Genomic DNA, 19,656 nt, shown 5'->3' on the forward strand with positions numbered 1-19,656 from the left:
ATAGCAAATCAAAGGATAGTCATCATGGCAAAGAGCTCGTTAAGGGGAATAAAGTACCCTGAGCCAAGTTCCGCAAGCGAACAAAGAAACTATGAATATGAAAAAGGCCAACAAGAGCGAGGACTGTCCGAAGGATCAGGGTACTTTATTCCCCTTAACGAGCGGACTTCGCTATAAAGTCGTTCCGCCTTTTAAGACGTTGATAATGGATTTAGAAACGGTTTTAAGAGACTCGAACACACCACGGCCCTCAGAAGCACAGCCTTCGATTTCAGGCGCGTTATAAGGGTTCAGGGCGCTACGAAGTTCAGCCAAAGAAGCCACATTCGGAAGGTCACGCTTGTTGTATTGCATGATCAACGGAATTTCGCGGATGTCGTAGCCTTGTTGTTCCAAGTTTCTTTCAAGATTGCGCAAAGACTCAAGGTTTTCGTCCATACGTTCAATTTGAGAGTCCGCTACGAAAATCACGCCATCAAGACCCTTTAAGATCAATTTGCGAGAAGCATCGTAAACAACTTGGCCTGGAACGGTGTAAAGATGGAATCTGGTTTTAAAGCCACGGATGTCGCCGACATTCAAAGGCAAGAAGTCGAAGAACAAAGTACGCTCAATGTCCGTATTCAATGCCACCAGCTTGGATTTTTGATCCTCAGCGGTTTTTTGGTAAACCCACTGAATGTTCGTGGTTTTACCACCCAATGAAGGGCCGTAATACACGACTTTGCAGTGAATTTCTTTGGCATTGTAGTTAATAAAAGACATTACAGCTCCACTCTATTTTGCAGGGCACGACCCATAGTTCTATCATCTATGAAATCGATGTCGCTGCCAATAGGAACTCCATGAGCAATGCGAGATAATTTCAATCCCTTACCTTGAAGCTGCTTTGTGAGGTACAAAATTGTCGTATCGCCTTCAAGATCGGCATCTAATGCGAGAATAATCTCTTTTATAGTCGGACCATCGCCATCGATTCCGTTGTTCACGCGATCGAGCAGTTCTTGGATTTTCAAATCTTTAGGGCCAATACCTTCCAATGGCGAGATCGCACCATGCAAAACATGGTAGCGGCCGCGGAAGGCGCCTGAAGATTCAATTCGCATAATATCGGCCGGTTCTTCAACCACGCAGATAGATTCATCTGAACGATGGGGCTCTTCGCAATAACGGCAAATATCCGCATCAGTAAAGTTGAAACAGCGAGGGCAATCATGAACCTCGGCACGCACTCTGAGCAAAGCTTCGCTGAGTCTTTCAGGAAACTCGTTTTCAGATTTTAGAATGAAATAGGCCAAGCGCTGAGCAGTCTTTGGCCCGATACCGGGAAGACGGCTCATTTCATGGACTAATTTTTCAAGTGCCGAGATGTGAAGCATGCGTTTAGAACAATCCTGGGATGTTCATGCCGCCAGAGATTTTTTCCATCTCTTTAGCAGAAGTATCACGTGCTGTTTTAACAGCTTCGTTAGTTGCAGAAAGGATCATGTCTTGAAGCATCTCAACGTCGCCAGATTTTAGAACTTCTGGATCAATCGCCAAAGAAACGATCATGTGGTCGCCGTTTACTTTTACTTTAACTGCGCCGCCGCCTGAAGTTGCTTCGTATTCTTTTACAGCAAGCTCTTCTTGTGCTTTTTTCATGCGCATTTGCATTTGATTAGCTTGCTTCATCAATTGAGCCATTCCGCCTGGAAGACCTTTCATAAGAAACTCCTTTTATCTTTTCGAACTCTGATTTGAATCAGTTTTAAGTTCAACTACGGATTTGATCTGCCCTTTGAAAACTTCTTGGGCGGTCTTAACCATAGGATTGGTTTCGATCCGAGTGCGAATCTCATCTTCAGCCAATTGCACCTTTTTTTGCTGCAAAGACTGAGCAGATTCACCGACCTGATCGCGGTTCATTAATACCTCAAAAGAATACCCAGCCGCCCAGTATGAATCAATAAATCCTTGAAGCTTTTTACGCACCTGAGTGTCGGACATTTGATCTTTGAGGAAAGCTAATTTTGGAGGAACGCCAAAGGTTAAAAGTTTGCCTTCTTCCTTAACGAAAAGAAGATTTTCAATTTTGGCTGCAAACAAGGCATCGTCTTGACGAAGCAACTCAACGAAACTGACCCATTTTTCCGAAGGCGTATTGCCAGTGGCCACTTTCGGAGCCGCAACAATGGGCTCAGCAGGAGCCGTTTGGACTTCTTGAGGAGCGGGAATCGAAGCCGCAACCGACGTCGACGCCGCTTTAGGCTTCGGCGCTTCCATCACGGATTTCATTTTTTCCAAACCCTGAGGAACTTCAGCTACTTTTTGAGCTTCTTGAAGACGCTGGTGGCCTTTGACAGGAAGTGCTACCGGCGGAACGTAGGGCCTGGCCCCACCTGCGCTGACTGTTTGCACTCCGGCGCCGCCTTGTAACAGACTTTTTAGATCAGTCAGTTTCGGAGCTGAGGCCATGCGAAGCAAAACAACTTCCAGCACAATGCGCGGATCTTGAGCGCGAGGAATATCACTGCCGCCTTTTAACGCCATGTCGAAGAGCAAGTGAATGTCTTCTTCGGAAAGTTTTTGAGACATGTCGTTCAAGGCATTCATTTCAGAGTCAGGCATTTCCAAAATCTGATCGACTTGGTTGCCTGAAACTTTAACGAGCAAAAGATTGCGAATCATCTCAAGCAAATCTTGAGAGAACAAATGCGGTTCAAAGCCAGCTTGGGCAATCTTTTCGATAACACCGATAATGCCCTGAGTGTTGCGCTCGACCAAGGCATCCAATGTTTCAAACAAAAGCGCGCGATCCGTCAGACCCAGGATCTCGACCACGTTGGCGCGAGTCAGGGGGCCGTTGGCAAAAGTGATCACTTGATCGAGCAAGCTTTGCGAGTCACGCATGGACCCGTCACCTTGGCGAGCGATCACCCACAAAGCATCTTCATCAGCCGTGACACCGTCTTGATCGCAGATCAATTTCAAGCGCTCGGTGATTTGACGAGTAGAGATTCTGCGGAAATCGAAACGCTGACAGCGAGACAAGATCGTTTGCGGAATTTTATGAACCTCAGTGGTCGCCATGATGAAGATGACGTGAGACGGCGGCTCTTCCAAAGTTTTCAAAAGCGCATTGAACGCGCTCGTTGAAAGCATGTGCACTTCGTCGATGATGTAGATTTTGTATTTACCGCTGGTCGGCATGAACATGACGGTTTCGCGAAGCTCACGGATGGAGTCGACACCGTTGTTTGAGGCTCCGTCGATTTCCATAACGTCGACGCTGTTGCCAGTGGCGATTTCTTTACAAGAGTCACACTCGTTGCATGGAGTGAAGTTCACGGCATTGGGGCAACGCAAAGCTTTCGCTAAGATACGTGCTGAAGAGGTTTTACCTGTACCGCGGGGACCTGTGAAAAGAAGTGCGTGAGGAAGACGACCGTTTTTAAGAGCATTTGAAAGAGTTTGGGTAATATGATTCTGTCCGACAACGTCAGTGAAAGATTGGGGACGCCATTTGCGTGCAATCACCTGATAAGACAAGAATCACTCCCGACTGGTCTACACTCTGACTTCGTCAGAGTACAAAAAAAGTGGCCGAGCACCCCACATCACATAGTCCCTCGAGTGCCGTTGCTTCCTTCCGGACCTAGCGGAGTTCGTCAAGAGAGCTATTGTATGGGACCCGGCCACTCAGGGATGTACCCCATCGCCCCCCTCAATTCAGCCAATAACTCACCGCAGAACAATCAAAAGGGTGCCTGCCATCTTCTCGGAAAAGGTGCCTGCCATCTTTTTGGGTCTACGCTGCGTTATTCCCGGCATTTCAAGAGTTTAACCGAGTGAAAACGGGTTCATTTGCCAAATAGCCGCGAAAATTGACAGAGGTTCCAAAAGGTTTGAAAGATGGAGGGGTTCAAAAGATGTTAGTGCGAGAACTCTTCGGAAAATTTGAGGCAAAAATGTTAATCAAAGATCAGTTTAAGAATCAGGATTTTACTCTTTCGTTGAGTTCTGGCTACTTTGGTTTTTTTGCTCACTGCGGATTCGTCAAAGCGGTTTATGAAGAGGGCTTGAAGCCAAAACTTCTAACTGGCAGCAGTGCAGGGGCGATTGTTTCGGCATGTCTGGCTTCCGGCATGACTCCACTTGAAATGGAAAAAGAGTTTCTGACTTTGGGAAAGCACAGCTACTGGGATCCCGCTTTTGGTTTTGGCGTGCTCAAAGGTGAGATCTTTGAGAAAACTTTGAAGCAGTTTCTTAAGGCAGATTTCGCTGACCTTCAGACGCCTTTAAGAATTGCGACTTACAATATTCGAAAAAGAAAAACAGAAATTTTCGATCAAGGCCCTCTGGCAAAAGTGGTCAGAGCCTCCTGTTCTATGCCGCTTTATTTTCATCCGGTGAAGATTGGCGATCATCACTACTGGGATGGAGGTATCAATGACAAAATGGGTTGGACCGGAATTGCAGAGTCAGAGCTCATTCTAGGACATTGGCTGCCTTCCGATAAAATCAGCGACTGGTTCGAGAGAAGATCCAACAAGCAGGCAAGTGCCGGAGCTAGCCAGATCTTGAAGATTCAAAATCTTCCGCCGACCGGGCCGGGACACTTCGCGAATGCTCCAAAGGCCATCGCTTTGGCCTATGAGGAAACAAAGAGATTTCTCAATCAAACCGTTGTGGACTAAATTTGTTTTAAAACCCCCTTTTTGCCTAGATTTTTGACAGCCTTGAAAACTCTTCTTTAAGGTCATTTTGTTTGGAATTATCCACGTCATTTCAATAGATTAAGCTTTTATATCGATTTATCCAGTTGAGCCTAAAAAGGGACGGTCATGAAGCATCTTGCGGCGCTTGTTTTGAGTCTGACATTGAGCCTTCTTTTCATCAGTTTTTCCGCACAAGCGTCGAACTGTTCTGGCGTTAACGGCGCGATCAAAGACGTCGTGTTTCTTGCGCAGCCTAACTGCGATCTTGCAGAAGGCGTTTCAATTGTTGTGAATGAGATCGCGAAAACTTTCGGTGGACCAAACATCACTGTCATCATGGGGTCCGTTTCGAACAATGCCTCTTTCGACTTGGGTCATCTGATCGAACTTCCTTATCAAATGATTTTCTACGGGCAGTACGGTGCCAGTTATCCGATGTCCCGAGTGAGTGTGATCACCAGTGCCGCTCATGAATATGGTCACGCCATTTTCCATGAGAGAGTTAAAAAAGAATTTCCAGATAAGTTCGGTGATCTTGCCGCAAAGTTCGCTAAGGTTTCAGATCTTAAAGAAGCAGTTGCACGCGGCAAAGCAACATCAGAGCAGCTAAGCAAAGCCGCACTGGAGCTCGCGGCAGCCCCAGCCTATGCGGATTTCAGCAAATACCTAACGGCTTATTCGGAGTTTTACGCAGATGTTATCACCGTATTTAACTTCGAAAGTAAAAGCGCGATGCTCAAGGCCCTTTACTACGATCAAATGTCTGACAATGAATATTACTATGTAAGAACCAGAGACTTCGATTCAAAGCCATCTTCAAGTCATGATGATATGCTGAGCGAAGATCACGCCAAACTTGCGTATGTGCGCGCCTACGTCGGTGAGTTCATGTGGCCAGAGAATCGCGAACAAGCTCGTGTATACGCAGATAAAATCCTTTCCGCAATCATGGTCGTCGCAAAGGAAGACATCAAGTCCGGTCGCAGCCCCGAATTCAAAGAGATGAGCGATCGCCTGATCGCGGAATTGAAAAAGCCTTAGAAAAAGTTTCTTTGAAGTCTTTTTTAAAATCTGAGAAATTTGATTAATGTCTTAAGGTGAGACGGGTGAAGGGTCCAAAAATGGCAGCTTTAAAGAAGTTTGTCGCCGTCTCGTCTTGAATCGCCTTCTAATTATTTGAAATTATAAGAGTTTCCTCGCCTGAAAGGCTGATGTTCGGGGCATGTCAAATGCACTATCTCAGCTTAAGCGGAGGAATTTCCTGTGAACCCAAAGACATTAAACTTTAAAGCATTAATGACTTTTATAATAGTAATGTCTGCCGTTGGATGCAGCTTTAGGAAATCGGGCGAAGTAAATCAAGAGTCTCCTATCGAAGTAAAGAAGATTGCAAATGAGGATGACATTCAAGCGGTGCTTGAGTCTAAGATCGGAAAGAAAGATCTGGTTGGAGCTCTAAATTATGCTCTCTATAACGAATTAAGCCTCAGATATATCATCAAAGAAAAAGATAAGTCACTGATTGAGATCGCTGAAAGTTTCTCAGTGGAAGAGCTTTCTAAGTCCTCTGTTGTCTCACTGCTTCAATCTATTCAAAAAAAGAATCCAGTAAAAATATTGGATCAACGAAGTATGTTGGTAGTTGCTGCGAAGTCGATGGATAGAAGCTTCTTCCAGGAAACTGTTCAATCTCTTAGCGAAGAAGTGAAAGTCACAAAGGTAGATCATGAAGAGCTTTCTTCTGCCCTTGAAGAGATCGCATTAGAGTCGGAAAATAATTCAACCTTTGGAGAGGTTATTGAGGATTCAAGACTTTCTCAGAGGTTTGAGTGGATTAAATTTAAGACGGAAACTTTAGGGAGTTTAAATCTCATTTCGAAAATGAATATTTCGGTGAAGGTGCTTAATTCGTATCTATATTCAAATTATATTAAGCAAAATCCTTCGAAGTCTTTGGAGTTGGTTAAGGCGCTAGATTCAGCAAAGATCGCTTGGGATTTAACTCATTCGGAGCAGCTATCAGTTTTTACGACTATTTATGCTGTTGGTCTTCCAGGTAATACGACGAAAGAATTAACCTTGTTTTTTCTGAGTAAAAATCGGTCAGCTGCCGAAATACTAACTTCAGAGTGCGACTTATCTACGCCATATTTGCTAGATCCAGTAATTGCTAGTTTTAAAGTTGGCCACGACGATGAAGGTATTCTTGCAATGAGAGATTTAAGGGCGGCAATGAAAGGTAGCAAGAACTACTGCCAGAATGGAATTAAGTATATTGTTGGAAATGTTACCGATGATGCAATTGCGGCAAGACTTATAAAGTCTTATGTCCAAATAGAGGGGCTGCCTACTGAAGAGTTTATCAAAACTTTGCAGTTTGAGAGCAAGGCTAAAAAAAGACCTAATCTTGTTTCAAAAGTTCGTTCTCTTATTCCAGAAGAGCAAAGAAGCCAATTTGATCTATATGTGCAGATAGCTTCAGGCGACAAAGCTGAATAAAAAAAGCCCCAGGTTTCCCTGAGGCTTTTTGGCTCACCGTGTGAAGCAAAAGGTGCCAGGCACCTTTTGCGGATTACATTGAAAGAGCTTTTTTCAAGTTCTCATCAAGTTTGTTCAAGAACGGCTCAGTGTTCATGTATTTGTCTGCAGGAACTTTATCGCCGTAGATGCAAACCGCAAGGTCTTTAGTCATGAAGCCAGCTTCAACTGTTTCAACGCAAACTTTTTCCAAAGTTTGAGCGAACTTAACCAAGTCTGTGTTTCCATCCAAGTTTCCACGGTGCTCAAGACCACGAGTCCAAGCAAAGATAGAAGCGATTGGGTTGGTAGAAGTTGGTTTGCCTTGTTGATGCTGACGGTAGTGACGAGTCACAGTTCCGTGAGCAGCTTCAGATTCCATTGTTTTACCATCTGGAGTGATCAAGACAGATGTCATCAAGCCCAAAGAACCGAAACCTTGTGCCACTGTATCTGATTGAACGTCGCCATCGTAGTTCTTACAAGCCCATACGAAGTTACCGTTCCATTTCAAAGCAGAAGCGACCATGTCGTCGATCAAACGATGTTCGTAAGTGATGCCAGCAGCATCGAACTTCGCTTTGAATTCTTTTTGGTAGATTTCTTCGAAGATGTCTTTGAAGCGACCATCGTATTTCTTCAAGATTGTGTTCTTGGTAGAAAGGTACAAAGGCCATTTTTTAGTCAAAGCCTGGTTGAAGCAAGAGCGAGCAAAGCCAGAGATAGACTCATCTGTGTTGTACATTGCCAATGCCACGCCATCACCTTTGAAGTTGTAAACTTCGTGAGTGATTGTCTCGCCACCATTTTCAGGTTGGAAAGTGATCGTCAATTTACCTTTGCCTTTAGTCACGAAATCAGTTGCGCGGTATTGGTCACCGAACGCATGACGACCGATACAGATCGGCGCCGTCCAGTTAGGAACCAAACGAGGAACGTTTTTGCAGATGATTGGTTCACGGAAAACAGTTCCATCCAAAATATTTCTGATAGTACCGTTTGGTGATTTCCACATTTGCTTCAATTTGAATTCAGTAACGCGAGCTTCGTCAGGAGTGATCGTCGCGCATTTGATACCAACATTGTACTTTTTGATGGCTTCAGCAGCATCAACAGTTACTTGGTCGTTGGTAGCATCACGATGCTCCATGCCCAAGTCATAATATTTAATGTCGATATCTAGGTAAGGAGTGATGAGTTTTTCTTTGATGAATTTCCAGATGATTCTCGTCATTTCATCGCCGTCTAGTTCAACGACGGGATTTGCAACTTTGATTTTCTTCATAAGTCAGTCCTTTTGGTGTTTTGTAATTGAGCCCTGAAAATATAGAATGAAGCCCCTCTCAAGACAAAGGAAATCCATGTCCATCCCCGACCATATTTCTTTGAATTGGAGTGAAGTGAAGCTATTGCTCTTGCGTAGGCGTTTTGCGGCATCGAGTCGTGGAATAACAGGCTCAGGAGTCTTCTATCGTGGGGCGTAAAAAAGGGAGACTCTATAAGTCCCCCTTTAAAAACCTAGCGGGGAGCCAGAGTCAGGCGGTCAGATTTTCCCTGTTGATAGAACACCAGGCAGTTCCCATCAAATGTGTAGTTCATCTTAGTTGTGCTCAGGCGGGCTTCGCAGCTCATCTTGAAAGTTGGGTTTTCGATATTCTGAACATCATAAGCCGCATTCATCGGCTGGAAAGTCATGTGATCGTAAGAGGCTGGTGCTGAAACCTGCGCACGCAGAGTCATGTCATTCATCACGCAGTCATTTGTAAGCTGAACAGCTCCGTTGGCAATTTGGAAGGTGGTAACGAAACGGAAAGGTCCTTGAGATTGAGTCATGTACCAAGTGCCTTCAATAGAGTGGGGAGCCGGGCTGATATGGCAAACACTGTAATCAGTTTCATTGACGAGTTCGTTGTCGGGATTAACTTTAGATTTCGTTTCTTCTGGCTTCTCACAGGCGGTGATTGAAAGAGTCAAAAGACCGACCAGAGCCATGGATAAGAACTTCATAAAGCCTCCCGCTTTGTAGAACATGTTGTTTGTACCCATAAGCTTTTCGTGGCGACTGTAGGGAGTCAATGAAAAGTGTGAGCGGTATTTACAATAACTACGCGAACCCCTAGGATGAGGACATGAAGAAGATAAATGCTTTCTATCGCATGCTGATGATTTTCATTCTGATCTCACTCAGTGCAAGGTTTGCGGGATTTCTTCGTTCTTGGCCGGAAGTTCTTTTGATGACAATGACCTTGGTATTCTTCTTTGCGGGCGTCAGTCATTTTACCAAAGCACGACACGATTTCGAGAAAATGGTGCCCCCAGCAATTCCCGCAAGAATGCTTATTGTCTATGTGACCGGAGTTTTGGAAGTCGTGGGTGCAATCACCTTGCAGATTCCCTCTTTGCAAAAGATCACTGCTGTAGCTTTGATACTTTTTTTGATCGCCGTCTTTCCGGCAAATTACTACGCAGCAAAATCAGGAACTCTGTTTCGAGGCAAGGCTCATCTGGGAGTCGTGCAAAGAGGATTGATTCAGCTGGGATTCATTCTCGCGCTCTATTTCGGAGCGCTCGCTTAAATAATTAAAAACGGGGGACCTTGCGATCCCCCGTTAAGAATTACACTCTGAAGAATGGATTTCTTAAGTTGGTTTCCAGTTGTTGCAGACCTGGTTCAACAGATTCTGCTGCTCTTTCAGGTGTGATGAAACGTTGAAGTTTCGGTCTTTGAAACATCCATCTTGCAATGGCGAGCATTACTCCCAGTGTTTTATACACAAGGTAAAGGAGGAAGCTTGTTATTTGACCGGCCTTCTTAACGCTTTCAACAGACACATCCGCAGAGGTTTCAACGAGCCTCAATAAAGTTCGCTCGTTCTGGTATTCCCATATTCTTTTCTTACGCAATAGTGCGTTCATAATCTTCCCCCTAAGGTTGATAATGCTCGCCAAAGCGTAAGATCCAAAGGCCATGGACCAAATCTTCAGCGAGAGTTGATAATCTCCGAGTTCGTCGGAGTAATTGTTTAAATTTAGTTTCGTTTCAAAACCGATTTCTTCGAGTGAAGACAAGGCGACGCGCGAGATGGAGATTCAGACTTTCAAAAGCCCGAATTGCAAATGCAGCAATGCCTAAAACGGTCATTAGTTTTTTAAAAATGCAAATTAGCAGTTATTTTTAGCAGTCAATTTTTTTACGTGATACCTGAGAACCTATAGTAAGAACGGCTAGCAAAGAGCCATAGAATTGTCAGAGGCCACGTCGACGTGTTGTCCTGTAGTTGTCATTTTTGCTGTAATCATCATTGTGTTAATCATGATGGCCTCCTTTCATTAGAGTGATTTCTAATATCAAGGATAGTGCTTAAAAAGTAAACTAATATTTTTGAAATATTTTAATTTTCGCTCTAGAGGCCAGTTCCAAGACGGAACCATTCTTAAGTTCGAAGAGCTTCTAGCAAGGTTTTTGATTCTACTTTTTTGTGATCGAAGTAATGAGATCTTTAAAATACGTCGGCATTTCTGCGCGTGGATACCATGCGAGTGCAACGGCCTCGTCGAAAAACATTTCCTTATCCAAAGAAATCAAAGTTCCTTTTTTGATGAAGTCCGCAGCGAATTCAGAAGTAAGAACGGAGTATCCTACTCCTTGTTGAATCATAGATGTTAAAGCGTCGATGTTATTCGCGAAGTGTCTTTCGCTGCGGGCTTTTTTAAAGAGCTTATATTTTTTCAGTAAGTCAGAAGTCATAGTGTCGTTCGGATCAAAATCAATGATGCATTCTTTCTCCAGGATATCAGTCAAAGATCTTTTTTTCCAAGAGGCCGGTCCCACTAATATATAGCGCTCAGGCGCAAGCATTTTTGAATCCAGCTCCAGGCCCACTTGATTTGCAGGCATAGCAACTATTTGCGCGAAGCCGGTTTTTAATTTTCCAAGAATGCTATCTGTATCAGTCAGGTCAAAGCGCACGCGCAGTTGTGGGTGCTTCTTTAGAACAGCACTCACGCGGGGAATGATTCTTGAGCGCATCAAAGTTGATGTCCCACTAAAGCAGATATTCACAATCGCAGAACTTTTCTTTCCAGAGAGCTTGGCAAGAGTATCGCCTTCAAGATCGCGGGCGGCCTGCACATAGCGGAGTAAAGATTCGCCCTCGTTAGTCAGTCGCATGCCTTTACGAGAGCGTGTGAAAAGGGTGACCCCCAGCTGTTTTTCCAAACCTCTGATTCTTTGGGTCACCCCTGTCTGGGTGAGATTCACTATTTTAGCTGCTTCCAGGACCGTGCCTTTTTCGACAACGGCCCAGAAAGCTTCAAGGGAAGGGCTTAGTAAACTCATTTAAAATGATAATAAAATGATATTTATGAATTATACAAATACTTTCTTTAAGATTATTTAAGATTTTCAAAGTGCGTAATGTACGACGAAGTTTTCCACAGCAAGAATGTGGAAAAGTCGCGACAGTCACCACCACTAGGAGATTTATGAAACTCAAAACTATGTTAGAAACTCTTATCGTGACTCTCGGGCTGCTTCTGGGGAAAGCCGCCACAGCAGCGGATAAGCCGAGCGTGCATGGAATGTTGGTCTTTGGCGAAAGCACCATTTTCTTTTCACATCTTCCGATGTTTCACAGTCCGCACGACTATCAAGCCATCTTTAGTGTGAAGATAAGTGACGAAGTAAAAGATCTTTATCTGTCTGATAAAAAAGCACACCGTGAAGAAAGGGTTTACACTTTCGTACCTGAATTGATGGTGTTGTCAGATGCAGTTTTGCAAACAAAGACCTTCAAAGGCCAGTTGTACAGAGGCCACTTCGAACGTGCAGGCACTTTGCTTGCCAATGACGTCCAAGTCACAGTTCAAGACGTTATCGTTTTCAAGAAATTTGATCCTGGCGCCAACAAAGCGACTCAAGCGTCGTATTATCTTTTCGGAAAAGACGGGGAGTACTGGTTGGCCCACAATATCACCAAGAAGCCTGATTTCGATCACGTCATCCCCGTGCGACTGATTTCTTCCTCCCATCAAGGGTCCGTAACCTTAGTGAACTTTGAACAGAGCGAAAAACCTTTAAACGATGGAATGTCATTCAACGCCCATTCAAGCGGTAAGACATTTCATCTGGAGACTCTTCGCTCAATCTATTTGGAATTTGGCGATCTCGCTATGTAAGGGGCTCAGCGCCCGGAATATATTTGCGATGATGGTTGTTATGGTGGGCGGAGTTTTAGCCCACAGCTTTTCAAGCAGAATGAAATCTAGGAGGGATTGATCGTCCAGGCGATTTTTTCTAATGCTTCCACTTCTTCGGCCCAATATCTGTAGGTGTTAAACTCAGGGAATAGGCGGGGGAAGCTGGGGTCATCCCAGCGTTTAGCGATCCAGCCAGCGTAAGAAATGATGCGAAGACCGCGAAGCAAAGGAATCCAGGCCCATTGATGATCTGGGAATTCACGAAGCTCTTCATAGCCCGCGATAATTTGTTCACGCTCTGTCGTTAGGGACTCTGTATCTCCGGAAAGAAGCATCCAGAAATCTTGAATGACGGGGCCATTTACAAAATCATCGAAGTCGACCAGAAAGAACTGCTCGCCGTTATTGAGAAGATTTCCCTTATGACAGTCGCCATGAATACGAATGAATTCCGAAGGATCGAAATTGTCGTCAATCGAATATAGAATATCTTCAGCGGCAATCGTATAGCGTTTGCGCAGCTCGGGAGTGATCCAATCCTGCAAATTATCTAAAGTTTCCCAGCCACCATAATAACTCGTATCTAGGACGGGACGATGTGGAGCCTCTTTGCGCGCACCCACATTGTGAACTTGCGCCATCAGACGGCCGACTTTTTTGAAGTCATCTCCTAAAAATTCCTGCGGCATACGACCGAGTACTTTCGGAAAGAAGGCGACGTACATGCCATCCACTTCACTGACAGTTGAGCCGCCTTGAAGCAAAGGAGCCACGGCGGGAATCCCCTCACCCTTTAAGGAAAGAAGAAACTCATGTTCCTCAAGGATGGCTTCCTTGCTCCAGCGATTTGGTCGATAGAACTTCGCAATGATGTTCTTGTTGTGGCTATTTGCTTCGAAAGGTTCTTCGAGCTTGATATCGAAAACGCGATTCTCGTAGGAATTTAATTGCGTGAACTCACCCGTCGGATAAAAGCCCGCATTTTCCGCAGAGAGCAGAACTTTGTCGGGATCCAAATTATAGAAAGAAGAGCTTTTATCCATTTTTCCTTAAACAATGAAGCGGTGAGCCTCAAAAGCATTCGATGCCCACCTGCGGCGGGACCGGCGTACCCATTTCCTAATCTTGCCACTGGGCGGGGGTTAAGTCATTCTTTCTTGCGATGGGTAGTCAGACTGAAAACTTTCTTTTCGCTAAATGGCCGGTAGAGGTGCACAGACGCGCCTTTCGTCGATCTGTCTCCATCTATTTATACCCGAATAAGCCTATTAAAGTTGTCGCCAGCAAGATGACCTCGCAAAAGGTGATTATAGATTTTCTGATGGCGAAAAAAGATTGGATCGCCAAGAACTTTGAAAAGTTCGCCGATCTGGCAGAGAAATTCCCGGAAAAGAAAATCAAAGCCTATGAGGATTTTCCCTATTTAGGCAAAGATCGAAAATTCAAAGTCGTAATTACTTTGAATAAGAAATCTTTCGTCTCAGTCACTGACGAGCATTTGCTCTTACATATTCCGCGCAACGACTGGAATGCCGACACTCCTTTGCAGGAACATCCCACGGCGCTGAATGAAATTCGTCACTTCTATAAAAGAGAAGCCGTGAAGCTTTTGAGTGAGCGCATTCATCACTGGTCACAGCAGATGAACTTGCATCCTTCGCAAGTGAAGTTCCGCGAGCAGCGCACGCGGTGGGGCAGTTGTTCTTCAAAAAAAATCATCAACCTGAACTGGCGTCTGATCGTCTTCGGGCAAGACATAATCGATTACGTCATCGTTCACGAGCTGGCGCACTTAGAGCACATGAATCACTCAGATCGTTTCTGGAGCCTGGTCGAAAAGCATTTGGCGAACTATCAGGATCTGATGAAGACCCTCAAGCAATCGCAGAATTTGGTCGAGTTTCTGTCGGAAAAACCCTAAAAAAAGGGCCCTTGATCATCTCAAGAGCCCGAAATATTTAGTCACCAAACTCAATCAGGGAAACATCGCCATCACAACTTAAAGTGGCGTGGATCCAGCATTCCGCACCTGGTCCGCAAGCCCAATAGTACAAGGTCCCCGTCAGGAAAACATTGCGGGAATCATCCCAAGCCGTCGTCGCAACACCTTCAGGAATGGAAGTGCGAGAGGTGGCTGCGCCGTATTGTTTCTTGATCATTTTCAGAAGAACTTTTTCTTGAGAGTGAAGCGTATCGCGGGCTTCAGTGTCGCTCATGCAAGCGGGGGCTGCGATAGCCTGGGCATTGAAAGAGATAACAAAAGTGAGGGACAATAGACTCAGAACAAGTTTATTCATGGGGCCTCCTGATTTGGTTTTCAGCGTTGTCGCCGTTGCCAGATCAAGAGGCAAGTAAAGATTGTGTCAGGACGCCCTAATGAAGACTGTTCGGAGTCTTCTTCATCATCAATCTTAAAGCGAGCAAAGTACCAACGTATCCCACGCAAGCTCCAAAGATGGTGTCGCTTAGGAAATGATCGTGCACAACAATACGAGTCGCACAGCCAATAATGGCGATTGCGAGCCACAGCCAACGCAATTTCGGGAATGCAATACTGAACATGGTGGCAGCAGTAAACAACACTTGAGAGTGGCCCGATGAAAACGAATGCCAGTGCCAGTGAGTCGTGAATGGATCAAAAACAAAAGGATCAAAGTCAGGGGTTTTATGCGGGCGCTGACGTCCCACAGTGGCCTTAATAAGATGAGTTAGTACTCCTGAAACCAAGAGGGCAACCAACAGACTCAAGCCCCAGCGACGAGCATAATCAATTTTCGCGGAATACTTTTTCAAAGAGGCGATTCGCGGCAGAACCCATCGAGCCAATGCCCACGTAAGAATCGCTATCACAAAATAGTAATCAGAAAGACCGATATCAGTCACAACGCGGGCCACAGGACGCCAAGTGGTGCGAATGTCTTCATGGTTAAAGAACAAAGACAATCGCTGATCTAAGAAAGCCGCTGCTAAGGCCGCAAGAATCAAAGCAGATAAAGTCACAAGCAGGATATGCTTTTTCAATTTAGAGGGGCTGCGCAGGAGCTCGCCGAATTGTTGTACAGGCATGTAATTCCTTCCAAAAGGGAGTGTAAAACGGTTGTGTATTCGAATACAAGCCCTGATAGAGGGTGACGAAAACTGGCCCAAGCCTTGCTGACGGCTAAAAGCTGAGTTGCTTCATTCGAACCAAATCTTGGAGGTTTCCATGTTACCAATGCTTCACAAGCATACTATTATTACGGCAGCTTTGATGGCATCACTCAGCCTTACTGCGTGCGGCAGTAAGAAAGATATTTTTACCCCACCAGAGACTCCTCAGCAGCAAACTGATTCTAACAAAGGTGAAACTGAAACAGGTGGCACTATTGGTGGTAACCTTCCTGATCCTAACTCTGCAAATAACACCGAACCACCACTTCCTCTTCCAGACTATTCTGACTTGCCAAATCCTGGTCAAACACCTGGCTCGGGCCAAACTCTTCCTCGTCCACTTCCTGAAACTCCAAAAACTCCTCCTCCTGTGGCGGACACCCGACCTTCTCCTGCACTTGGAACAAATCCACTTCCGGCAGACTATCGCTCTAACGACGCTTCAAATGTAGGTCGTGATAATTTGACGAAACGTATGACCGGTGGCGTGACGGCGGATGGACTTGTCTATACATCGTCTTCAACAGATGAACTTTTGAATTTGCTCAGAGGCCGTAACGAACGCGTTGATGAGTACTCTCGCCAAGCCAACTTGCAAGCGGCTGCTTCTGTGTTGTCAGCGAAGCTCACCGTTGATGGTATGTCCGGTGATGCGATCGTGACTTTGAAAGTTCAAGAAGGTCGCGATGTGAAAGTCTATAACGTAGCTGGTGGCATGAGCGGCGAATATGCGTCTCCATTGAAATCAGTGCGTGCGGGCAATGGCGAAAAATCAACAGGTCAGCGTGCTGTCGAAGGCACTATTAAATGTCTGGATCTTGATGGCCTTTGTGAAAATACTTTCGTCCGACTTAAAATTGGAACGCCCGGATCCAGCGCCATCGTTAACGTCGTCTTCAGAAACTCAGTTGCGGACTTGTACTTCAACTTGCCAGGCAAATATTCTGACAATCCAGAGTATTTGATTATGCGTGAGTTCATCAGAAACACGATCACTCAACAAAACACCGACAACAAAATCAAGCAAGCTCGTATGAGTTCATTTGAAGTTGTGAACGGTCGCTCGGGTGTGGCGTTGACGATGAAGGGTAAGAACAACGAACTTCTTGGTTTCTCAGGTCCATTGTTGGCTCCTGAAGCTGGAACAGGCGTGAATATCACTCTTTCTAGAATTGCCAAAGATCAAGACGACAGTTTGGATCTAATCAGTCTTGATAAATCACAATTAACTTACGCAAACTGGATTGGCGACGCCCGTATGGTGGCTAATAACGGTTTGGGCCAAGTTAAGATCGCTTTGAAAATGAGAAAGCGCTCTAACTACGGTCAAGACATGTTCACGGTGACTTTCATGAGAAAAATCAAACCTCTCGTGGAATTGACTGACGACAATTTGAAATAAGCTAAAAGCAAACATATAGAGTTCCTCCCTACATGTTTCCAAAGAGCCCCCAGTCTCCAAGCTGCGGGCTCTTTTTTTGTCCTTTGGGCAGCAGTTGGTATCTCTTTGGCCCTAAATTCTTTGGTACGGCGATTGCTTTATTGCTTGTCGGGGACTTTAATTGAAAACCACGGGGGACAGAATGGCTCTAAAAAATAAAATCTTTCTAGCAATCGCAGTAAGTACTCTTTTAGGGATGGCTTCAGCGAAAGCCTATATCGTACCAGGCGGGACACGCCCGGAACCACCACCACAAGGTGGCATTGGTCCCATTCCACAACCTATTCCTCAACAACCGAACGCACCCGTTCCACCTCCAATGCCCCTCCCGGGTGATGACGGCGGTGGTTACAATCCATACCCAGGTAATGGTGGTGGATACCCACCGGGCAATGGCGGCGGTTACGGCCCAGGCCAAGGCGGGGGCGGATACAACGATCAAGAACAACGTGTGATTCAAGTTCGTCGTCGTATTATCAACGAACAACTTCCACTTCTTCAATTGGCTGGTATCGATCGTCGTTACGATGGTTACACTGTTCAGTCTATCGTTGTTTACGTTTCTGGCAGCGGTCCTCGTTCAGACATGTCTTTGGTGATCAACGGTCAACGTGATGCCAGCGCAGTGTCTCCTCGCGGAGCAGTGACTTTGATCCCTCGCTACAAGGCAGTTTTGGGCAGAGGCCAAGTGAACTCTATCCAACTTGCGATCTCTGGCGGAGTTGATGTCGATTCAATCGTCTTGAATCTGCAACCACGTAATGGTGGTGGTTACCCTCCAGGTAATGGCGGTGGCGGTAACTGGGGTCGTGAAATCACAGTTCCACTTTCAGTAGCACGCAGAATGTTGGGTAACGATCGTTTGGATATTTCTCCATACATCGATATGTACCAATACCGTGGTATGAGAATCACTGCGATCGAAATCGAAGCAGCAGCTTTGTACCAAGTGGCTTTCATTGATGTTCTTATCAACAGCTTCGGCCAAGGTCCTTCTGTACAAATCGGTAACTACATCCAAAGATACACTGTGTATCCACAAGATGCTGTGATTGGTCAAAGTGCAGCAAGCATCGTACTAAGCACACGCGGTGACATGGACATCCGCGGAGTGACTTTAAGATTGTCTCGTCGCTAAGACGGAACGACTCGTTCAAAAAAATTGAATTCCCGAAAAGGGCTTCTGGAAACAGAGGCCCTTTTTTTATGCTTTGCGAAAACTGGAAACCCGCGCCAGATTAAATTCTCTTGTTTTGGCGATCCAAATCAGGTCCACTTAATGGGCGTAAAGGGGAATGAATTTCTATGCAAAACAATCATCTAGAGTTTGGCAAAGGCAAAGAGAATTCAACGACTTCGCTGGTTCCGCCAGTCTTGTCTGATTACATGAATTACCGCCAGTTTCTGGCAGACTTTTATAAGTTCAAACGTCAGGCTTCCAAAGGAGCTTTGAGAGCTTATAACTATGCCGTGTTCTCTGCGGCAGCGAACATCAAATCTCCGAACTATTTGAAAATGATCATCGAAGGAAAAAGAAATCTTTCTGACGATATGATCGGCAAATTCGGTAAAGCCCTGGGTTTCAATAAAGAAAACACTGAAGAGTTCCGTTTGCTCGTGCAATTCACGCAAGCAACAGATCCTGCAGACCGCAATATGTTCCTGAAAAAACTCAGCGAACACAGAGTCGGTGTAAAACTTAAATCGGGTGAGATCGATCGTAAGAGCTTTGAAAAAGTTCCGAACTGGGTTGCGTGGATTATCTATGCCATGGTCGATCAAGACGGAGTTTCCTTCGATACAGCCTCTTTGAAAAAGCTTCTTCGTGGCAAAGCCTCTGAAGACGAAATCGAAACTTCATTGAACACCTTGGTGGCTTCTGGCGATCTGCGCAGAGACGAAGTGACCGGGGAGTTGAAGAAGGCCCGCAGTCTGACTGAATCACCGGAAGACATTCCAGTGGCATTGGTCAGAAAGCTTCAATCACAATTGATGTACTTGGGCCTTGAGTCTTTGTACCAAGATCAACCCACAGACCGCGAGTTCGGTACATTGACGATGTCTTTGACGAAAACAGAATTCGAAGAAATCAAATTCAAGCTTCGCCAAATGCGCAAGTCGATCAATAAAGACAACTCTATCGCGCGCATGAAAACAAAAGGGGAGAGAGTTTACCAACTCAACATCCAATTGTTCCCAGTGACCAACGCCGCAGAGGGTTTGGAAAAAGCTGCAGAGAAAACAGTGACCATGAACCAGGTGATTCAGCCGGCTCTTGATGTGAAGGTTGACACAATGGTTGAGGTGGCTGCGGCTGCCCCAGTTGCTGCCCCAATTCCTGAGGCTGCACCAAATGTTGCTTCGGCGACCGCTCCTGCAAAAACTTCGAACGTCAGTTCGCTTGCCGCAACTGCTGCTTCAGCAGCAGATCTTTTCCGCTAAATGCCTATTTGAGAGGCTGTCATTTAACACGACAGTCTCTCACGTTAATTTAAGATTCTTACATTTCAGTGTCACTTTTGCCCCATTTTTTGGGCAGCAATGTGGATAAGTCTGTGGAAGACCCCCATAAATGGTGGATATCTCGACCTTTTGGGACCTATTGTCTCATGCTTATGTTAGCGTACTGTTAGGACCTTGTAACATAAC

General features: G+C 45.4%; 20 protein-coding genes and 1 other RNA gene. 9 read left to right on the forward strand and 12 right to left on the reverse strand.

Translation table 11 applies throughout. The features are described 5' to 3' along the window. Positions 1–171: 171 nt before the first annotated feature. The 5 genes from mglA to ffs form a co-directional block, all read right to left on the reverse strand. Complete coding sequence (gene mglA, locus NWE73_RS01970) at positions 172–765, reverse strand: GTPase MglA (protein WP_011166041.1); 594 nt, start codon at positions 763–765, stop codon at positions 172–174. Next, positions 765–1,379: a recombination mediator RecR gene (gene recR / locus NWE73_RS01975; RefSeq protein ID WP_277576589.1), complete on the reverse strand. Its 615-nt coding sequence runs from the start codon at positions 1,377–1,379 to the stop codon at positions 765–767. The genes mglA and recR overlap by 1 nt, the downstream gene beginning before the upstream one ends. Positions 1,380–1,383: 4 nt before the next feature. Continuing rightward, complete coding sequence (locus NWE73_RS01980; protein ID WP_277576590.1) at positions 1,384–1,707, reverse strand: YbaB/EbfC family nucleoid-associated protein; 324 nt, start codon at positions 1,705–1,707, stop codon at positions 1,384–1,386. Between the two features lie 12 nt (positions 1,708–1,719). Then, positions 1,720–3,531, reverse strand: coding sequence for a DNA polymerase III subunit gamma/tau (gene dnaX, locus NWE73_RS01985; RefSeq protein ID WP_277576591.1), 1,812 nt, complete (start codon positions 3,529–3,531; stop codon positions 1,720–1,722). A 49-nt stretch (positions 3,532–3,580) separates the two neighbouring features. Further along, an RNA gene (gene ffs / locus NWE73_RS01990) (signal recognition particle sRNA small type) lies at positions 3,581–3,679 on the reverse strand. 271 nt (positions 3,680–3,950) lie between these two features. On the opposite strand from ffs, the gene NWE73_RS01995 reads away from it, so the two are divergent. The 3 genes from NWE73_RS01995 to NWE73_RS02005 all read left to right on the forward strand — a co-directional run bounded on the left by NWE73_RS01995 (position 3,951) and on the right by NWE73_RS02005 (position 7,199). After that, positions 3,951–4,679 (forward strand): patatin-like phospholipase family protein, encoded by a 729-nt coding sequence (locus NWE73_RS01995; RefSeq protein ID WP_277576592.1) that lies wholly within the window; start codon positions 3,951–3,953, stop codon positions 4,677–4,679. A 147-nt stretch (positions 4,680–4,826) separates the two neighbouring features. Continuing rightward, positions 4,827–5,741 (forward strand): hypothetical protein, encoded by a 915-nt coding sequence (locus NWE73_RS02000; protein ID WP_277576593.1) that lies wholly within the window; start codon positions 4,827–4,829, stop codon positions 5,739–5,741. 222 nt (positions 5,742–5,963) lie between these two features. Beyond that, on the forward strand, positions 5,964–7,199 hold the full coding sequence (locus NWE73_RS02005; RefSeq protein WP_277576594.1) for a hypothetical protein: 1,236 nt from the start codon (positions 5,964–5,966) through the stop codon (positions 7,197–7,199). Between the two features lie 73 nt (positions 7,200–7,272). Here the strand turns inward: NWE73_RS02005 and NWE73_RS02010 are convergent, their stop codons facing one another. Beyond that, entirely contained in the window at positions 7,273–8,502 is a 1,230-nt protein-coding gene (locus NWE73_RS02010; RefSeq protein ID WP_277576595.1) for an NADP-dependent isocitrate dehydrogenase, read from the reverse strand. Between the two features lie 233 nt (positions 8,503–8,735). Further along, entirely contained in the window at positions 8,736–9,224 is a 489-nt protein-coding gene (locus tag NWE73_RS02015; protein WP_277576596.1) for a hypothetical protein, read from the reverse strand. 122 nt (positions 9,225–9,346) lie between these two features. Between NWE73_RS02015 and NWE73_RS02020 the strand changes: the two genes are divergently transcribed. Next, positions 9,347–9,793 (forward strand): DoxX family protein, encoded by a 447-nt coding sequence (locus NWE73_RS02020; RefSeq protein ID WP_277576597.1) that lies wholly within the window; start codon positions 9,347–9,349, stop codon positions 9,791–9,793. A gap of 40 nt (positions 9,794–9,833) precedes the next feature. Here NWE73_RS02020 and NWE73_RS02025 read toward each other — a convergent pair whose 3' ends face one another. Both NWE73_RS02025 and NWE73_RS02030 read right to left on the reverse strand, forming a co-directional pair. Then, positions 9,834–10,133, reverse strand: coding sequence for a hypothetical protein (locus NWE73_RS02025; RefSeq protein WP_277576598.1), 300 nt, complete (start codon positions 10,131–10,133; stop codon positions 9,834–9,836). Between the two features lie 553 nt (positions 10,134–10,686). Beyond that, on the reverse strand, positions 10,687–11,556 hold the full coding sequence (locus tag NWE73_RS02030) for a LysR family transcriptional regulator (RefSeq protein WP_277576599.1): 870 nt from the start codon (positions 11,554–11,556) through the stop codon (positions 10,687–10,689). 146 nt (positions 11,557–11,702) lie between these two features. On the opposite strand from NWE73_RS02030, the gene NWE73_RS02035 reads away from it, so the two are divergent. Beyond that, positions 11,703–12,395: a hypothetical protein gene (locus tag NWE73_RS02035; RefSeq protein ID WP_277576600.1), complete on the forward strand. Its 693-nt coding sequence runs from the start codon at positions 11,703–11,705 to the stop codon at positions 12,393–12,395. Positions 12,396–12,481: 86 nt separating this feature from the next. Here the strand turns inward: NWE73_RS02035 and NWE73_RS02040 are convergent, their stop codons facing one another. Next, complete coding sequence (locus tag NWE73_RS02040; protein ID WP_277576601.1) at positions 12,482–13,459, reverse strand: serine/threonine protein kinase; 978 nt, start codon at positions 13,457–13,459, stop codon at positions 12,482–12,484. Between the two features lie 119 nt (positions 13,460–13,578). On the opposite strand from NWE73_RS02040, the gene NWE73_RS02045 reads away from it, so the two are divergent. Beyond that, positions 13,579–14,337, forward strand: coding sequence for a M48 family metallopeptidase (locus NWE73_RS02045; RefSeq protein WP_277576602.1), 759 nt, complete (start codon positions 13,579–13,581; stop codon positions 14,335–14,337). 37 nt (positions 14,338–14,374) lie between these two features. On the opposite strand, the gene NWE73_RS02050 is transcribed toward NWE73_RS02045, so the two are convergent. Both NWE73_RS02050 and NWE73_RS02055 read right to left on the reverse strand, forming a co-directional pair. Beyond that, positions 14,375–14,713, reverse strand: coding sequence for a hypothetical protein (locus NWE73_RS02050; RefSeq protein ID WP_277576603.1), 339 nt, complete (start codon positions 14,711–14,713; stop codon positions 14,375–14,377). Between the two features lie 76 nt (positions 14,714–14,789). Beyond that, entirely contained in the window at positions 14,790–15,482 is a 693-nt protein-coding gene (locus NWE73_RS02055; protein ID WP_277576604.1) for a phosphatase PAP2 family protein, read from the reverse strand. Positions 15,483–15,621: 139 nt separating this feature from the next. Here NWE73_RS02055 and NWE73_RS02060 point away from each other — a divergent pair, with 139 nt between their 5' ends. From NWE73_RS02060 to NWE73_RS02070, 3 genes are all read left to right on the forward strand, one after another. After that, a complete protein-coding gene (locus NWE73_RS02060; protein ID WP_277576605.1) occupies positions 15,622–16,968 on the forward strand; it encodes a hypothetical protein in 1,347 nt (448 codons plus the stop codon). Between the two features lie 181 nt (positions 16,969–17,149). Beyond that, complete coding sequence (locus NWE73_RS02065) at positions 17,150–18,145, forward strand: hypothetical protein (RefSeq protein WP_277576606.1); 996 nt, start codon at positions 17,150–17,152, stop codon at positions 18,143–18,145. A 167-nt stretch (positions 18,146–18,312) separates the two neighbouring features. After that, complete coding sequence (locus NWE73_RS02070; RefSeq protein WP_277576607.1) at positions 18,313–19,449, forward strand: TIGR02147 family protein; 1,137 nt, start codon at positions 18,313–18,315, stop codon at positions 19,447–19,449. The last annotated feature ends 207 nt before the right edge of the window (positions 19,450–19,656 follow it).

Origin of the sequence: Bdellovibrio svalbardensis (assembly GCF_029531655.1) — a bacterium.
Classification (GTDB): Bacteria; Bdellovibrionota; Bdellovibrionia; order Bdellovibrionales; family Bdellovibrionaceae; genus Bdellovibrio; species Bdellovibrio svalbardensis.

Coding starts and splice junctions, on each gene's coding strand:
- NWE73_RS02055 (WP_277576604.1), bottom strand. CDS start 15,482: ATGCCTGTACAACAATTCGGCGAGCTCCTGCGCAGCCCCTCTAAATTG.
- NWE73_RS02000 (WP_277576593.1), top strand. CDS start 4,827: ATGAAGCATCTTGCGGCGCTTGTTTTGAGTCTGACATTGAGCCTTCTT.
- NWE73_RS01995 (WP_277576592.1), top strand. CDS start 3,951: ATGTTAATCAAAGATCAGTTTAAGAATCAGGATTTTACTCTTTCGTTG.
- NWE73_RS02030 (WP_277576599.1), bottom strand. CDS start 11,556: ATGAGTTTACTAAGCCCTTCCCTTGAAGCTTTCTGGGCCGTTGTCGAA.
- NWE73_RS02020 (WP_277576597.1), top strand. CDS start 9,347: ATGAAGAAGATAAATGCTTTCTATCGCATGCTGATGATTTTCATTCTG.
- NWE73_RS02040 (WP_277576601.1), bottom strand. CDS start 13,459: ATGGATAAAAGCTCTTCTTTCTATAATTTGGATCCCGACAAAGTTCTG.
- NWE73_RS02070 (WP_277576607.1), top strand. CDS start 18,313: ATGCAAAACAATCATCTAGAGTTTGGCAAAGGCAAAGAGAATTCAACG.
- NWE73_RS01980 (WP_277576590.1), bottom strand. CDS start 1,707: ATGAAAGGTCTTCCAGGCGGAATGGCTCAATTGATGAAGCAAGCTAAT.
- NWE73_RS02035 (WP_277576600.1), top strand. CDS start 11,703: ATGAAACTCAAAACTATGTTAGAAACTCTTATCGTGACTCTCGGGCTG.
- NWE73_RS02010 (WP_277576595.1), bottom strand. CDS start 8,502: ATGAAGAAAATCAAAGTTGCAAATCCCGTCGTTGAACTAGACGGCGAT.
- NWE73_RS02065 (WP_277576606.1), top strand. CDS start 17,150: ATGGCTCTAAAAAATAAAATCTTTCTAGCAATCGCAGTAAGTACTCTT.
- NWE73_RS02015 (WP_277576596.1), bottom strand. CDS start 9,224: ATGAAGTTCTTATCCATGGCTCTGGTCGGTCTTTTGACTCTTTCAATC.
- NWE73_RS02045 (WP_277576602.1), top strand. CDS start 13,579: ATGGGTAGTCAGACTGAAAACTTTCTTTTCGCTAAATGGCCGGTAGAG.
- NWE73_RS02050 (WP_277576603.1), bottom strand. CDS start 14,713: ATGAATAAACTTGTTCTGAGTCTATTGTCCCTCACTTTTGTTATCTCT.
- recR (WP_277576589.1), bottom strand. CDS start 1,379: ATGCTTCACATCTCGGCACTTGAAAAATTAGTCCATGAAATGAGCCGT.
- NWE73_RS02025 (WP_277576598.1), bottom strand. CDS start 10,133: ATGAACGCACTATTGCGTAAGAAAAGAATATGGGAATACCAGAACGAG.
- mglA (WP_011166041.1), bottom strand. CDS start 765: ATGTCTTTTATTAACTACAATGCCAAAGAAATTCACTGCAAAGTCGTG.
- NWE73_RS02060 (WP_277576605.1), top strand. CDS start 15,622: ATGTTACCAATGCTTCACAAGCATACTATTATTACGGCAGCTTTGATG.